At 30.8% G+C, this 16548-nt stretch carries 17 protein-coding genes and 1 riboswitch; of the genes, 8 read left to right on the top strand and 9 right to left on the bottom strand.

Going from position 1 to position 16548, the window contains the following annotated elements:
• Positions 1-3: 3 nt before the first annotated feature.
• The 6 genes from ABD771_RS02155 to ABD771_RS02130 all read right to left on the bottom strand — a co-directional run bounded on the left by ABD771_RS02155 (position 4) and on the right by ABD771_RS02130 (position 7620).
• On the bottom strand, positions 4-1923 hold the full coding sequence (locus ABD771_RS02155; protein ID WP_345089981.1) for a transglutaminase-like domain-containing protein: 1920 nt from the start codon (positions 1921-1923) through the stop codon (positions 4-6).
• 92 nt (positions 1924-2015) lie between these two features.
• Positions 2016-4064, bottom strand: coding sequence for an FG-GAP-like repeat-containing protein (locus tag ABD771_RS02150; RefSeq protein WP_345089978.1), 2049 nt, complete (start codon positions 4062-4064; stop codon positions 2016-2018).
• A 32-nt stretch (positions 4065-4096) separates the two neighbouring features.
• Complete coding sequence (locus tag ABD771_RS02145; protein WP_345089975.1) at positions 4097-5197, bottom strand: hypothetical protein; 1101 nt, start codon at positions 5195-5197, stop codon at positions 4097-4099.
• A gap of 109 nt (positions 5198-5306) precedes the next feature.
• The gene (locus tag ABD771_RS02140) at positions 5307-5855 is read right to left on the bottom strand and encodes an acyl-CoA thioesterase (protein ID WP_345090058.1); all 549 of its coding nucleotides are present in this window, start codon (positions 5853-5855) and stop codon (positions 5307-5309) included.
• 1 nt (position 5856) lies between these two features.
• Entirely contained in the window at positions 5857-6225 is a 369-nt protein-coding gene (locus tag ABD771_RS02135) for a 6-phosphogluconate dehydrogenase (RefSeq protein ID WP_344815137.1), read from the bottom strand.
• Positions 6226-6237: 12 nt separating this feature from the next.
• Positions 6238-7620, bottom strand: coding sequence for a DNA recombination protein RmuC (locus ABD771_RS02130; protein ID WP_345089972.1), 1383 nt, complete (start codon positions 7618-7620; stop codon positions 6238-6240).
• A gap of 89 nt (positions 7621-7709) precedes the next feature.
• Between ABD771_RS02130 and ABD771_RS02125 the strand changes: the two genes are divergently transcribed.
• Positions 7710-8282, top strand: coding sequence for a pseudouridine synthase (locus ABD771_RS02125; RefSeq protein WP_345089969.1), 573 nt, complete (start codon positions 7710-7712; stop codon positions 8280-8282).
• 36 nt (positions 8283-8318) lie between these two features.
• Entirely contained in the window at positions 8319-8771 is a 453-nt protein-coding gene (locus ABD771_RS02120; protein ID WP_298306582.1) for a tRNA (cytidine(34)-2'-O)-methyltransferase, read from the top strand.
• Here the strand turns inward: ABD771_RS02120 and ABD771_RS02115 are convergent, their stop codons facing one another.
• Genes ABD771_RS02115 through ABD771_RS02105 form a run of 3 tightly spaced genes read right to left on the bottom strand, consistent with a single transcriptional unit; the run spans position 8772 to position 11739 of the window.
• On the bottom strand, positions 8772-9557 hold the full coding sequence (locus ABD771_RS02115; RefSeq protein WP_345089965.1) for an ABC transporter ATP-binding protein: 786 nt from the start codon (positions 9555-9557) through the stop codon (positions 8772-8774).
• A gap of 15 nt (positions 9558-9572) precedes the next feature.
• Positions 9573-10601 carry an iron chelate uptake ABC transporter family permease subunit gene (locus ABD771_RS02110; RefSeq protein ID WP_345089963.1) on the bottom strand — a complete coding sequence of 343 codons (1029 nt, stop codon included), beginning with the start codon at positions 10599-10601 and terminating at the stop codon, positions 9573-9575.
• 1 nt (position 10602) lies between these two features.
• The gene (locus ABD771_RS02105; protein WP_345089960.1) at positions 10603-11739 is read right to left on the bottom strand and encodes an ABC transporter substrate-binding protein; all 1137 of its coding nucleotides are present in this window, start codon (positions 11737-11739) and stop codon (positions 10603-10605) included.
• 111 nt (positions 11740-11850) lie between these two features.
• On the opposite strand from ABD771_RS02105, the gene ABD771_RS02100 reads away from it, so the two are divergent.
• The 6 genes from ABD771_RS02100 (at position 11851) to ABD771_RS02075 (ending at position 16500) form a co-directional block, all read left to right on the top strand.
• The gene (locus tag ABD771_RS02100; protein WP_345089957.1) at positions 11851-11976 is read left to right on the top strand and encodes a hypothetical protein; all 126 of its coding nucleotides are present in this window, start codon (positions 11851-11853) and stop codon (positions 11974-11976) included.
• 16 nt (positions 11977-11992) lie between these two features.
• Positions 11993-12301, top strand: a riboswitch (cobalamin riboswitch).
• Positions 12302-12382: 81 nt separating this feature from the next.
• A complete protein-coding gene (locus tag ABD771_RS02095; RefSeq protein WP_345089955.1) occupies positions 12383-14335 on the top strand; it encodes a TonB-dependent receptor plug domain-containing protein in 1953 nt (650 codons plus the stop codon).
• A gap of 135 nt (positions 14336-14470) precedes the next feature.
• Positions 14471-14980, top strand: a complete 510-nt coding sequence (locus tag ABD771_RS02090; RefSeq protein WP_298306558.1) for an RNA polymerase sigma factor — start codon at positions 14471-14473, stop codon at positions 14978-14980.
• Positions 14967-15419 (top strand): hypothetical protein, encoded by a 453-nt coding sequence (locus ABD771_RS02085; protein WP_345089952.1) that lies wholly within the window; start codon positions 14967-14969, stop codon positions 15417-15419. The genes ABD771_RS02090 and ABD771_RS02085 overlap by 14 nt, the downstream gene beginning before the upstream one ends.
• Before the next feature lie 24 nt (positions 15420-15443).
• A complete protein-coding gene (locus ABD771_RS02080; protein WP_345089949.1) occupies positions 15444-15959 on the top strand; it encodes a DUF4252 domain-containing protein in 516 nt (171 codons plus the stop codon).
• Positions 15960-15963: 4 nt separating this feature from the next.
• Entirely contained in the window at positions 15964-16500 is a 537-nt protein-coding gene (locus ABD771_RS02075) for a DUF4252 domain-containing protein (RefSeq protein ID WP_345089946.1), read from the top strand.
• The last annotated feature ends 48 nt before the right edge of the window (positions 16501-16548 follow it).

Genomic DNA, 16548 nt, shown 5'->3' with positions numbered 1-16548 from the left:
ATTTTATTGTTTTGTGAAAGTAATTTGTTGGTTATAATTGGCGATTAGATTTTTGATAAAATCATTCCATTTTGTCATTTCAGAAGCTTTTATTTCTCCATTTTTAAAGATGAATGATTTTTTGTAAATGATTTCTTTGTCTGTTTTTTGAAAAGTAAGAGCAATATCAAAATTACCTTCTTTAACAACTAAATCTGTTGGGATTTTGGTTACAGAATAACCTGCTGGAATAGCTAATGAAATCGTTGATTCGTAATTTTTCTTGAAATCAAATTGATAATCGGTTTTTCTATCTTTCAATTCAAATCCTTTAAACTCATTCATGTATTCTAAATCGACATACATTTCGTTATCAAAACTTGAAACTTTATTAGCAACATTTACATTATAATCGATAGTAAGTTTGGCGTCACGATTTTTTAAATCGGATGTTTTGATGTTAGTTACTAAAGTGTTTTTTTCGCTTTTTGATAAGTAGTTGTCGAGTGTTTCGTTCTTTTTATCATTTTTGAAAGTGCTGTAAATGTATAAGAATTGCGCACGGCTTTCTCCTAAGTAACTTTTAGAACAAGTTCCTTGAAGTTTTTCGTTTTCTATAGAAAGATTGGCTTTAAAAATTTCTTTATTACTTTCATGAGAAGCTGTTGGAACTTTATCAATAATATACTTGTCGCCATCTTCAATCATTACTTCTTTATTTTGGATACGTTCTGCATATTCTCCAAAGGAATTGAATTTTTCTGTACCATCTAAAAAGTACTTTTTACCTTTGTGAAATAAAGTACAAATCATGTGATTGTCTACTGCTAATGAAGGTGTTTTGTAATCATAAGCAATGTGTTTGGTTCCAATCCAGGTAAGTCTGGCATCAAATCCTGCTAATTTTAGCATTTGTTTGATAAGATTAGCCATTCCTTTACAATCGCCATAGCGTTTTTCGAATACATGATTAGATTCATCTGGCTTGAAACCTGCAATTCCATCTTCGAAAGCTATGTATCTGATGTTATCTTGAACCCAATAATAAATGTTTTTTATTTTCTCTTCATCAGTTTTTGCTGATGCAGTAAGTTCTGTTACTTTGCTTTTTAAAACGGAAGTATCATCTTTCATTAAATCTACCAACGACTTGTACCATTTGTATAAATCGGCTGTTGAACCAAATAGTGCAACATCTTTACCTTTTAGTTTGTATGACTTTGCAATAACTAAAATATGTGGATACAAGTAGCTTCTTCCTGGTGCATCTTCTTCTTTATATAATGCAGGAACATCGTTAATGGTATAAGTGAAAATTGTATTGTTTTTAGAATCTTTAGTTTGAGATTTAGTTATTTTTGCACCATCAAAATTAAATTCCTTTAATTCTGCATTTAACCATTCAGGAACTGTAACTACAATTTGTTTTTTTAAAACTGGGAATTCGTCATTGAAATACAAAGAAGTAAAATACTTAACATCTTCATATTTCTTTTCAAGTTCATAGTTGTAAATGTATCCTTGAACAGGAAAATTTACCACCATATGTTTTACTCGTGCATCATTGTAGAAAAGGTCATTGTCTTTGTAAAATTCATCTACAACATAACTTCCTACGCTTTTGTCATTTCGATATTTAAGATTGAAAGTTTCAATTTTAGATTCGCTATCATAAAATTCATATTTCTGAATAGCGGCTCTATGATTAATATTCATTAACTTCTCGTTGATAGAATGATTAACAATAACTTTTGATTCAGTTTTGTTTAAATCGAAGGTTACGTTTTCTGTACTTTCTAAGATAGCAACATCGTCTTTATCATAGGTAGTTCTAATTTTTTTAGCTAAAACAACATCTTCAGGAGTAGGATCGATATTTTTTTGAGCAACTACCATTGTTGGAATAATCAAAGATAGAATTGCAAATCGAGTAGTGATTTTCATTGATTTTCAATTTTTTCGAAATATACAAAAAAAAACTTCTGTTATATTTTTATTTATAACAGAAGTTTTAGTGATTTAGTATGTAATAATATCTATTCTTTTAAGAATTTTTGAGTGTACTCTTTTTCGTTGTTGTCTTTTAAAATTAAGATGTAAGAACCAGTAGAAAGAGAATCAACGTTGATGCTGTCATTTACTATTGAGCTTGATAATATTAGTTTACCATTTAAGTCATATACAAAAGCATTCTTCATTGTGATAGAATCATTTGATTTAATGTTTAATACATTTTTAGCTGGATTAGGGTAAATGCTAAATTCAGAGTTAGCAAATGTTCCTACAGCTAAAGTTGAACCTTCAACCACATTAACTCTTGTGTTGATGGTTGGGTTGTTAATTGTATCAATTGTTCCAGATGGCCATCTAATAATGATTTGAGTAATTGCTGTAGCTGCACCAATACCAAAATGAGCATTTAATGAACTCATGTATTTGAATCCGTCACCACTATGAATTTCTCTAATTTGTTTTCCAAATGCACCATATATTTCAACTCTAGCACCAATACCATAGCTATTACTTGCAATACCTTGAAGAGATACTTTTACCCAATTGTTAGTGTTTGGAACAGCATATCTAACAGTGCTTCCGTTCAAGAAATCTAGAAATCCATCATCGTTTAAGTCTCCAATTCCACCAACTGCTATTCCGCTATAGTTTGCAGGAGCAAATGTTCCGTTACCTAAATTGAACATGATTTTGTTTCCACCTCCTAAAACGTCAACAAAACCGTCATTATCAAAATCATGAGCTACGTGTTCAATACTTGTACTTGTATTAGTATCCCAACCAGATCCAGATGTAATATCAGTAAATGTTGAATCACCATTGTTTCTCATATACTTATGATTTCCATCTGCTGTTGAACTTGCGCCCACAACAATGTCAAAATCACCATCATTATCATAATCAGCCCAAGCAGAAGACCATGTTTGAACAGGATCATAAAGATTAGCAACTACAGATACATCAGCAAACGTTCCGTTACCATTATTTTTATGTAATTCATTAAACTTTGCAGTTCCAGCACCACCACGACATTTAGCAATAAATAAATCTTGGTCTCCATCATTGTCATAATCAACAAAAATAGAACCATAGTTTCCACCTTCTGGATGAATTCCCATAGTAGTTGCGCCAGGAGTAATACCAGATTGATAAAATGTTAATAAACCTGAACCATTATTCATAAAATATACGTTTGGATCAACATCGTGACAAGAAAAAGCGTCTAGATTTCCGTCATTATTTAAATCAACAAAGTTGGTTCTTTGACAAAAAACATATTGTGAAAATGTTTCGTTTGCATACGCTGTACCAGTACTATTTGATTTCCAAAAAGTAACGGCGCTTCCTCCACCTAAAATTAAATCGTTATACCCGTCTTTGTTATAGTCACCTGCAGCCAAACTCCAAGAAGGCATGTTGCTTGTTCCCGTAATTGGGAAATCTGTGTTTGTAAATGTTCCACCTGTTCCTTGATAATGAATTCTAAGGTTGTTAGCACTTACTCCAGCAATATCATCTTTTCTATCACCATTCATGTCAACTACACACAAATTGTAAGTACTATTAATGGTTGCTATATTTTGGGTAGTATAAGTAATTCTTTGAGGTGTTGTCGGTACAAATGGTCCTTCGCTAAGTTGGAATGTAAATCCATTAGATGACCATCTATTATCAAATGCAATTATGTAAGTTGTTCCTGCAATAACGTTAAATACATCAACAGAGGAGTAGTTTGCACCTGAATCATCATCACCTGCATAACAAGTTAGATTTCCACAAGTTCCGGTATATACATGAAATCTTGTATCTACCAACGGATTGTTTTGTGAAATATTTGTTGAAATTGTAACTGTGTAATTTTGCGTTGGAGTGTAAGTATACCATTCTCCTTTACCATTTGTTCCTGCTATAACACCATTGTCTGCGCAAATAGGAGAAGGAATATCTGTACCATTAACGGCAGCTACTACATGTAAGCCTGCAGTTATTGGTAAAGCCGAAGCACAAGTGTCTTGAGCATATGACCAACATGTGAAAAGACAAATAGTTAAGATTAAAGTAATTTTTTTCATTTATTTAGAGTTTTAGTTTTGTTTAAAATTAATTATGGACAAGGTGAAAGAGAGTTAATCCATTGTTCGATTAGAGCTACACCTTCAGTATGAATTTCTGTTCTGCCAATTAAAGGCATTCTATAACTCTCATTATCAGTGTTTAATCTGTAATGCAACATGGATCTGTTAATGTTAGTTGGGTTTACAATCTTGCTTAAAGCAGGTGGAAAATCTGCCATGTCTTGTGTGTCAACACATACTCCCATATTAGCTAAGTTAGATGTTTCACTAAAAGCAAAACGCATTGGTCTGTAGTCGCAATGACTATTGGTTTGATGACAGTGAGCACAATTTATATCAAGATACGATCTAACTCGCAAGTCTAAAGATTTAGAAGTGTCGTTGTAATCTACAGTTGATGTAATTGTAGTTGGTAAGTTGTTATCTAAATAGCCAACTTCAATCCACTTGGTTAGTTGATTTTTTTGTCCTGAAGTATACGTGTAGTTATGATTTAAATTTTGAGGCTTGATTCCAATTGGAATTGGCTGTTCATTATATTTATGACAAGTCATGCATTGTTGATCAGAAGGTATACGGTAACTATCTACTAAACGAGTAACATTATTTTCGTCTTTCCATTCAACTGCTGTGTTACTTCCTGCCATGTCTAAATAGGCTTCTGTTTGAGCTGCATTCCAAACATATTCTGCAAATATCCAACCAGAGGCCTTACGGATCATGATTCTTGTCTCAATGATTCTTGTTGAACCAACTGGAGTTACGTTTTGAACATTATCATAATAAAAATTTTTGATAAGTGCAGAACCAACAGGTAGATTTAAAACTTTACCATCACCTTCATATATAGCTTTTGTGCCTTTTGGCATCCAAACAAATCTTTTTTTGTGAGCGTAATCCGTAAATAATGAAGAAGCTGGTTCGTATATCAAAACGTCTAAAGCAGGTTTTTGATCTTTCATTGGACCATCAAAAAAATGATAATCCGATAATTTTGCATAAGGAACTTGAGTCAAGTCTACTCTAACTGGTGAAACTTCTATGTATTCTTCATCGTCAGATTTTGAACATGAGATGATTATTGTAGTTAATGCGGTAAATAATAATGTTAATGCGTAATATTTTTTCATAGGTATAGTTTGTTGCAACCAAAAATATAAAAAATATTACAAATTCCTAATTTTTATTTAGTTAACTTATAAAATTGTGGATAAAAAAATGAATTATTAAATAATAGTCTTAATTTAATTCAAGTTTTACATTGTAGTTTTTCAATGTCAACAATGCTTCTTCTGATTTATAATCAAAAATCTCTTCGTGCAAGTTTCTTTCCTTTTTCAGTGCAATTTGTTTGATACAATTATAAAAACGTCTCACTTCTTCATAATTGGAAAGTAACAATCCTGGAACTTTTGTATTTTTACCTTCTTCATCTTTGGCAACCATTGTGAAATAGGAAGAATTACAATGTTTTACTTTGCCAGTTTGAATGTTTTCTGCTTCTACACGAATTCCAACAATCATGGAGCTATTTCCAACATAATTCACACTTGCTTTGAGTGTAACTAATTCACCAACTTCTATTGGGTTTAAAAAATCTACAGTATCTACAGAAGCTGTAACACAATAGTTTCCTGAGTATTTTGAAGCGCAAGCAAAGGCAATTTGGTCTAATAATGACAACAAATAACCACCATGAATTTTACCACTGAAATTGGTATGTGAAGGCAACATCAATTGTGAAATTGTTACTCGAGAAGATTTAACGGATTTGAATTCACTCATAATGTTACTTCATTTTAAAAGGAGACTGATCTTGCTGAACTTCAGTAATAAAATAATTTGTATCACCCCACCACGGAAAAGTTCTATAGCGTTCTACATAAGTAACTTTTACATATTTTCCTTGAAATTCTTTAAGTTGTTCTATAACTTTCTCATCTTTGTCTAATACCGAAAATTTGAAAATTTGAGCTCCAGAAATTCCTTGACTAATTTCGCCTTCCCAAGTTTTGAATAACACTCCTTTACTACTTATTTTGATTAACTCGCCTGAACGAACTCCTTCACTGTAAGTGGCATAATAAACAAATGAAAAATAAGCGATTGCAAAAATTGCGATAGATGCAACCAGGTAAATAATAATTTTACGTAACATAATTTTTTTGTTTTAATTTATTTCAGATTCTGTTAATGAATTGTCAGAACTACTTGCTCTATTTATAATATTTTCTGGAAGTGATTTTTTAGCTTTTGCTCCCATCTTTTTCAATTTTTCTACACTTGTTATCAAGTTACCATTTCCTGTGTAAAGTTTTTTCATTGATTCTTCATAGGCTTTTTTTCCTTCATCCATTCTCTTTCCTACAAGAATTAAATCTTCAACAAATCCATTAAATTTATCATACAAAGCTCCTGCTTGACGAGCTATTTCTAAAGCATTTTCTTGTTGCTTTTGGTTGGTCCACATACTATCAATAGTTCGCAAAGTTGCCAATAGAGTAGAAGGAGTAACAATTACAATATTTTTTTCAAATGCTTTGTTGTACAAACTAGTATCTTCATTTAATGCTAGAGCAAAGGCCGATTCGATAGGTATAAATAACAATACAAAATCTGGACTTTCCATTTGATACAAATCGTGGTAATTTTTATTTCCCAATTGTTCTACATGTCGATTTATAGAAATAACATGTTCTTTTAGAAATTGAGTTTTCAAATTATCGTCTTCTTCATTAATATATCGCTCATAAGCCGTTAATGTTACTTTAGAATCGACAATCATTTTCTTTCCGTCAGGAAGATTGATAATGACATCAGGGAAAACTCGATTACCTTCTTCAGTTACAAAACTTTGTTGTACAAAATATTCTCTATCTTTTTCTAAACCAGATTTTTCTAAAACACGTTCTAATACCAATTCGCCCCAATTACCTTGCATTTTACTGTCACCTTTTAATGCTTTGGTCAAGTTTAGCGTTTCCTTACTCATTTGCTCATTTATTTCGCGCAAGCCTAATATTTGCTGACGTAAAGCAGCATGGTAATCGATACTTTCTTTATGAGTATCTTCAACTTTCTTTTCAAAGAGTTGAATTTTGTCTTGCAATGGAGAAAGAATATTTTTTAGGTTTTCTTTATTTTGTTCGGTGAATTTGGTTGTTTTTTCTTCTAATATTTTATTGGCTAAATTTTCAAATTCTTTGGTGAATTTTTCTTGAAGTTGTTCTACTTCTTGTTTTTGCTCTTTGTTGCGTTCCCAAAGATTTTCAAAATCGGTTTCTTTTTTAGATAATTGAATGGCTAATGCTTCTTTTTCTGAACGGATGGTTTCTTTTTCTTGATTAGAAGTATTTAATTGTTTTTCAAATTGATTTCTTTCTAAAACTGATTGCTCTTTTTGTTGGTTGATTTGTGAAATTAAGCCATTAATTTTTTCTTCTAACGAAGCTTTTTCTGATTTAGAATTGGCTGAAAATAATTGTTTACCAAGGAAAAGTCCAATGGCTAGGGCAACGATAAATATTAATAAAAAAGGTAAAACTGCGTTCATGGTATTGAATATTATAAGAATGTAAATGTACTAAAAAATGTAATAGTTGTTTATCAGATTAAATAGTATTTTTGCCACAAAATAAATTCATGTCTAATCACCAACATTTCTTAATTTACAAACCCTATGGCTATTTGAGTCAGTTTATTTATGAACTCAAGCGTCCCAAAAAATTACTTGGAGAATTATATGATTTTCCAGAGAATACAATGGCTATTGGCAGATTAGATGAAGATTCAGAAGGGTTGCTTTTGTTGACTACTGATGGAATGATGAGTGAAATTGTACGAAGTAAAAAAGTAGAAAAAGAATATTATGTTCAAGTCGACGGAATTGTAACTCAAGAAGCGATTGAAGAATTAAAGAATGGTGTTTTAATTGGTTTTAACGGAAAGAAGTATTTAACCAAAAAATGTACTGCTCATATTTTGAATGAAATTCCAAACTTTCCTGAGCGAGCAAAGAAAATTCGTGATGAACGCCACGGACCAACATCATGGCTTTCAATAACCATTAATGAAGGTAAATTTCGACAAGTTAGAAAAATGACCTCGGCTGTCGGATTTCCAACTTTAAGGTTGGTCAGAGTTCGAGTTGGAAACATCTATTTAAATGATTTAAATCCAGGAGAAGTTCTAGAAGTTGAAAATTTTAATGTCTAAAAATCTAATTGTCTAAAAATCTAACAATCTAATTTAATGTTAAACATAGTTTTAGTAGAACCAGAAATCCCAAATAACACAGGTAATATCGGACGTTTGAGCGTTGGAACTGAAAGTCGATTGCATTTAATCCATCCATTTGGATTTGTTATTAACGACAAAAATTTGAAGCGTTCCGGATTAGATTATTGGGTACATTTGGACGTTACAGAATACCAAAACGTGGAGGAATGGATGACTCAAATAAAAGATAAATCAAGAGTTTTCTTAATGAGTTCGCATGCTTCAAAATCTATTTATGAAGTCGAATTTCAGGATGAAGATTGGTTAGTATTTGGAAAGGAAAGTGTTGGTTTATCTCAAGAAGTTTTAGCTAAATTTGAAAATCATTTAACGATTCCTATGTCTAATTTAATTAGAAGTTATAACATTGCTAATTCGGTAGCTTTTGTGGTAGGTGAGGCCAAAAGGCAAATTAATTTGAAATAATTAACGAATTATAAAACGTCCTTTTTCACTATCAAAAATAATATTCTCATCTTTAAAAAGTGTATCAAAAACGCCTTTTGAAATTAAATTACAAGGTTGATCTTGAATAACTAAATTCTCTGTCATAACTATCATTTCATCAGATAATTGAATCGCTAAATCAATATCATGAGTTGAAAATAAAATACATTTATTCGACTCAGTAGCAAGCTTTTTTAATAATTTGAACAACGATACTTTATGAAATAAATCTAAATGGGTTGAAGGTTCGTCAAGGATAATCAAAGGAGTGTCTTGAGCTAAGGCTCTTGCTACAAGTACATTTTGAAATTGTCCATCACTTATTTCATAATACTTTTTAGTGGCTAAATGTTCAATTTGGGTTAAATGAATTGCCTCATTTACTTTTTCAAAGTCTTCAGAAGTTAATTTTCCTATCCAATTGGTGTAAGGTTGTCTGCCTAGAGCGATTAGTTCAAAAACAGTCAAGTTGCTTGGAGGTAATTTTTCTGTTAAAACTAAACTCAAACTTTTGGCTAAATCAACTTGATTGAAGTTATTGAGGTTTATATCATTTAAATGAATTGAACCATCTAATGGTTTTTTAAGTCCTGAAAGCGTTCTTAAAAGAGTTGATTTTCCAATTCCATTTTCGCCAATTAAAGAAATTAGTTTTCCTTCTTGTAGTTTCAAGTTGAGGTTTTTAGCAATAACATTTTCTGTCGATTTAGACTTGTATCCAATCGAAAGATTTGTGGTTGTAAGTATGTTATTGTTATTACTCATTTTTATGATATCATTTTAAATCAGTCGATTTTTCCTAACCAATAACCAAATCACAATTGGCGCACCAATGATTGAAGTTATAGCATTTATCGGTAATGTAAAGTCAAATCCTGGCATTTGTGAAACCATATCACAAAAAAGCATAATAATTGCACCGATTATTATTGTTACCCAAAACAAAACTAAATGATTACTGGTTTGAAAAATAAGTTTTGACAAATGTGGCACTGCTAATCCAATAAAGGCAATTGGTCCTGCAAAAGCCGTGATACTTCCTGCTAAAATACTTGTAGCAAGAATAATCATTCTTCTTGATTTTTTGATTTTTAAGCCTAAACTCTTGGCATAATTTTCACCTAATAGCAAACCATCTAATGATTTAATAGAAAACAAACTGATTAACAATCCAATACAAATTGCAATAAATAAAATAAGTATGTTTGGCCATGAAATATTTCCAATACTTCCCATGCTCCAAAAAGTAAATTTTTGTAGTTTTTCTGCTGAACTAAAATAGGTTAAAATAGAAACAATAGCACTTGCAAAACTACTGAACATCAATCCTGCAATCAAAATAGTCATGGTGTCGCGCAAGAATTTGGAGATGGTTAAAACCAATAATAATACCATAAAACTTCCTAAGCAAGAAGCTAAAATGATTCCATAGGAAGACAATAAAAAATCTGCTAATGATAATGGTAAAATTCCGGCTCCAAGAATTACAAAAGCTACTCCCAAACTCGAACCAGAACTCAATCCCAAAACATAAGGACCAGCTAGTGGATTTCTGAATAATGTTTGCATCAATAAACCTGAAATGGATAATCCAATTCCCACTAAAATAGCAGTTATTGCTTTTGGAAGCCTAAAGTTTACAATGATATATTCCCAAGTTTCTTTGCTTGCATGAGAACCAAAAAGACTCTTGATAACTTCTTTAAAAGGAATAGCAACTTGTCCTAAACTTATGTTCAATAACAGTGCTAAAAGCAATAGCAATGAAAGTGATATAAAGAGTAAAGAATTTCGTTTTTGTGTTTTCAAATTATTTTAATTTTTCAAAAAAGAATGGTTTGTAACCAGTCAATAATTCGGGATGTAGTATTTTGACAATATCTTTTAGAACAATATCTGGTCGATTTGGAGCTAATTCATAGTATAAAATGCCACCAGTTTTGCCTTTTCTTCCACTAAACGAATATACATTTTTATTTTTAAATGCACTAAATTGTGCGTAATGTGGATTAGCGTCTGTCATTTCCTTCAAAGTAGAAAATTGTCCTGATGTAATCCATAATTCGGCTTCTTTTGCTTTTTCTAAAACAGTTTCAAATGATAACGATAAACTTCCTGTACCAGTTGTCTCTGCCCACAAATAGTTGCCTTTAGCTTCTTTTAATAATTGACAACCCCAACTTGTACCTTGTGGTAAATACCATTTATCTTCAAACATATCACCAGCTAATATTGTTGGATTAGAGGTTGCTTTTTTAGCAATTTCTAATGTTTTTAAATAGTCCTTTTCAATTTTGGTAAATATTTTATTAGCCAATTCTTGTTTGCCATATAATGCTCCAAAAAACTTAATCCATTCTGCTTTTCCTAACGGAGTTTGCTCATTCCAATCGCCATTTAGTAAGACTTTTAAACCATTTTTTTCTAAATTATCTAATGTTGGATTGCTATTATCTAATCCATATCCAATAATGACTTCAGGTTGTAAATCAATTAGAACTTCGGTATTTAAGGATTGATTGGTTCCTAATTCTTTTATTTTTTTTGCATCGATTAATGCACGAACTTTTTGCGATGAAATATACTTCAAATTTGGAAAACCAATTAAAGAATTTTCTTCTCCAAGCATTTCTAATGAAGGAATGTGAGTGGTAGAAGTAACCACAATATTTTTTATAGGAACATTTATTGTAAGGTTGTTTTTTAAAGAATCTGGAACAATTCCATTTTTTTCTTTAAGAATGTAAGTGTAGATTTTGTTTGCCTCTGGCCAAGGATTAGAAACCTTAACAATAGAAAACCCTTCATAGTTTATAATCGAAAATCCTTTGGCATATTTTACTTCGTTTACAGGAATTATTACTTCGATGCTTTTAGCTTCTTTTTTGCATTGAACAAAGCTGAAAACAATTAGTAATGAAAAGAAGGATTTTAAAAAACGCGACATTGAATATTTTTTTTGCAAAAGTAAAACAATGTTTTTACAAATTGACTTTTGTGTAACATTTGATGCAAAATCAGATTTTAAAGTAATGTAACTTTGACGAAAATTAAAATCATGAGAGACAATTCAAATACTTTTATGTACGTCGTTGGTGGAATAATTCTACTTCACTTTGTCGTTGGATTTGTTTGGTTGATTTTTAAATTTTCTAAAAAGAAAGACGATAAACAAAACAATTAATCTACATTTGCACTCGTATTTCGGTTGTGACTTTGATTTTTTTCAGAGAAACATTAAAAGGGAATTTGGTAACAGATTTCAGATTTCAGTTGGCAGATTAAAAATCTAATAGCTAAGTCTAATATCTTAAATCCAAAGCTGTACCCGCAACTGTATGCTACAAAGCTTGTTGTTATCTACAAAACCATTGTTTGAATATTTTGGAAAGAAAATTTTGATTAAGAATTTAAAATCCTAAATCTAAAAATCCTCAATCCTAAATCTAAAATGAGAAGGTAAACATCAAGACGCAAGCCAGGAGACCTGCCATATACACTGAGTATCAAACTTTCGGGAAAAAAGGTTTGGGTATGGGTAATTCTGTGCTTTTCTCCCATTATTATTAAATTATTGTTTAACAAAAAAAATGAACAAAAATTTCATTCGTATCAGTGCAATTATAGCATTGGTTACAACTTGTGGCTATGCCCAAGAAAAAGATTCCACTAAAGTGAATCAACTTCAAGAATTGGTAATTTCGGATACCAAATTTGCGCAAAGCAAAGAAAAATCAGGAAAAGTAATCACCAAAATTTCTGCCGAAGAACTTCAGAAAAAATCGGGACAATCTTTAGCTACTGTTTTAAGTTCGGTTGCAGGAGTAGAAATTAACGGAAATCAATCTGCCAACGGAAAGAACTTAGGTTATTACATTCGTGGTGGAAAAAATCAACAAGTTTTAGTTTTGATAGACGGTAATCCTGTAACAGATGCATCCGGAATTAGTTTTGAATATGACTTGCGTTTACTTCCGGTTGATCAAGTAGAAAGTATTGAAGTCATGAAAGGCGCAGCTAGTACACTATATGGAACTGGTGCAGCTACTGCTGTTATCAATATTATTCTTAAAAAATCAAGCAAAAAGCCACTTCAAGCTAACGCTTATGTAAATATTGGTTCCAATAATACTTCGACTAATAGTAAATACAATGGTCAAGATTTTAATCAAGGTTTTTCTGTAAATGGAACAGTAAAAAAAGTGAATTATTTAGCTTCTATCAATAGTACAGAATCAGATGGAATGTCTCAAATTGCTGCTCTAGAAAATCAAACCAATGAAAACGACCGATTTTCAAGAGTCAATTATATGTCTAAAATTGGTTTTAAGGCATCAGAGAAATTGACTTTAGATTTCTTCGGAAATTATGATGTGCTAAAAAACGATTATGATTTTTCATTTGATAATACAGGTTTTAATGACACCGATTTGAATAAAAGTAATACTGAACAATTTCGCTTCGGATTTTCTCCAAAATATAAATACAATCGCGGTGAGTTTGTAATTAATTCGAGTTTTACAAAGTTGCAACGTGATTATTCAGAGTTTAATTCTTGGACAAGTGTTATAGAAAATTCTCTTTATGAATCAAGAGGTATTAATTTGGATGCTTTCAATAAATATAAAGTTACAAATGATTTCTTTTTAGTAACAGGTGTAAATTATCAATTTTACGATATGTTAAGTGAAACTCCTTATGCTAAAATAACTAGAAAATCAACAAAATTCAATATGATTGATCCTTATTTGACTGGAGTTTATACTTCTAAATTTGGATTAAATATTAATGCTGGTGCAAGACTAAATGTTCATAGTGAATATGGAAATCAAGTAGTTTATAACATCAATCCTTCGTTTAGTTTTGGAAAAGATGTTCCGGTAAAATTGTTAGCTTCATATAGTACAGCTTATGTAACTCCAAGTTTATATCAATTGTATTCAGAATTTGGAAATACTAAATTAACACCAGAAAAAAATGCAACTATCGAAGCTGGATTTGAAGTTGGATTATTGAATAAAAAATTGATTTTTAACGCAGTAGCTTTTCATAGAGAACAAAATAATAGTTTCGGATTTTATTTTGATAATGTAACTTTTGATTCGTACTATATTAATATTGAAGGAATTAATAAAGCAAAAGGCGTAGAGACTGAGTTGAGTTATACTTTAAATAGTAAGTTTAAATTGAACGCAAATTATACTTTTACCCAAGTAGATAAAAATTTAGATCGATTGATACCAAAGCATAAAGCTAATGCTTCAGTTGATTATTTTGCTTCTGAAAGATTATTTTTCAATGTAAATTATCAATACTTAGATGGTAGAAAAGATGTTTACTTTGATGGAAACACTTTTGGAACCGCTTCAGTAAAACTAGGTTCTTATCAATTGGTTAATGCTTTAGTAAAATATGAATTGATAAAAAACAGATTGTCAATTTTTGGAGCAGCTACTAATATTTTAAATGAAGACTTTACAGAAAATATTGGTTATTCAACTCGTGGTAGAAACTTCCGATTGGGATTGAATATCAGTTTATAAGATTTTTTTAAATTGTTTTGTTTATAACGCTTTCAAAGGATTTTCTTTGAAAGCGTTATTTTTTTGTAAAAAAATTAAAGTATCTTGTAACAAAATAAATAGTGACTCGTCTTCACTATATAACCAACCAAACAAATGCAACAAAACGAGTTCATAAAGATAGTTTCACCATTTAAAGATAAACTCTTTAGATTGGCAAAACGACTACTCGTAAGCACAGAAGAAGCAGAAGATGCAACTCAGGAAGTTCTTGTGAAATTGTGGACTAAAAATGAAACACTATCAGAATTGAAAAGTGTTGAAGCTATGGCAATGACCATGACAAAGAATTATTGTCTAGATCAATTAAAGTCGAAACGAGCAAGTAATATGACGATTGTTCACAATAATTACACTGACAATCAAGCGAGTTTACAGCAAAAGTTAGAGGATGAAGATAGTTTGAGTTGGGTTGAAAAAATAATTAACGATTTGCCAGAACAGCAAAAGTTGATTATTCAAATGAGAGACATTGAGCAATACGAATTTGAAGATATTGCAAAAATACTAGACATGAGTGAGGCAACTATTAGAGTGGCGCTTTCACGAGCTAGAAAAACGATTAGAGAAATAATGACCAAAACACATAATTATGGCATTGGATAGAATAGAAAATTTAATAGACAAATACTTTGAAGGAGAAACAAGTATTGCCGAAGAAAATGAATTAAAAGTTTATTTTTCTTCAACAGATGTTGCGCAGCATTTGAAACAATACCAAACCATTTTTGGTTATTTCTCTCAAGCAAAAGAACAACAGTTTACGCAAGAAATTCCACTACAAACTAAAAAACGAAATGTCGTATTGTGGTTATCTATTGCAGCATCAGTTGTTGTAATGCTTGGTGTTGGTACGATGATGTACTTTAATAATGATAAAGAAGAGCAATTTGTAGCTTGTTCGCCAGAAGACAATCCGGAGTTGGCACTTCAACAAACAGAGAAAGCTTTAGCATTAGTTTCAGAACATTTAAATACTGGCATAGAAAGTGTAAGTTATATTAATGAATATGAACAATCAAAAAACAGAATTTTTAAAAAATAATCAGTCAAAAAACGAATAGAAATCATGAGAAAATTAATTTTAATTATCGCTTTAGTATTAGTTTCTAATACCTTATTTGCACAATCAGTCTTTGATAAATTTGATAATCAAGACGATATCACTACTATTATTGTAAACAAAAAAATGTTTACAATGTTGAGTAAAGTAGATGCTAAAGACAAGCAATCACAACAATACATCAACTTAATCAAGAAGTTAGACAACTTAAAAGTGTTTGTAACTGCTAATGACAAAAAGAGTGACGATATGAAAGCTGTAGCTGATAAATATGTCAAGTCTGTTGGATTAGAAGAGTTAATGAGAATAAATGAAAAAGGTAAAACAGTAAGAATTTATGTTAAATCTGGTGCAACCGAATCTCAAGTAAAAGAACTTTTAATGTTCATTGAAGGTTCTGGAAAAGAAGAGTCTGTATTAATGTCTTTAACAGGAAACTTTGATTTAGATGAGCTTTCTGCTCTTACAGATAAAATGAATTTACCTGGTGGTGCCGAGTTGAAAAAAGCTGGTAAAAAATAATATCATGAGAGTAATCACCTTTTTAGCTATCGCTTTGAGTTTACTTTTATTCAGTTGTAATTCGGAGCCAAGTTTACAGAAATATTTTGTTGACAATCAAGAAAAACCTGGTTTTGTGGTTGTAGATGTTTCTCCAAGTATATTGAATTTAGATAAAACTAAATTGACAGCAGATCAAAGTAAAGCATTGTCATCTTTTGAGAAAATGAATATTTTAGCTTATCAAATTAACGATAAAAACAAATCGGAGTTTGATGTAGAAAGAAAGAAAATCAATGAGATTTTGAAAGATACTACCAATTATCAGCAATTAATGAAATTTGGTTCGGGTAAAGATGGTGCTTCAATTAGCTTTATTGGTGATGAAGATCATATAGATGAATTCATCCTTTACGGAGCTAAAAGCGATAACGGATTTGCAGTAGTAAGAATTTTAGGAAAAGATATGAATCCAGCAGATGCTATGACTTTTCTATCGGTTTTGAAAGAATCTAATATCGATATGAAACAGTTAGAAGCATTAAAAGGATTAATGAAATAGTTATTTTAATAATTATAAAATTGAGGTTAGTTGTAAAAACAAAATCCG

The organism is Flavobacterium chungnamense, assembly GCF_039539165.1.
GTDB classification, from domain to species: Bacteria; Bacteroidota; Bacteroidia; order Flavobacteriales; family Flavobacteriaceae; genus Flavobacterium; species Flavobacterium chungnamense.
The sequence above is the reverse complement of the archived record's forward strand: the minus strand, read 5'-3'. Positions and strand labels throughout refer to the sequence as shown.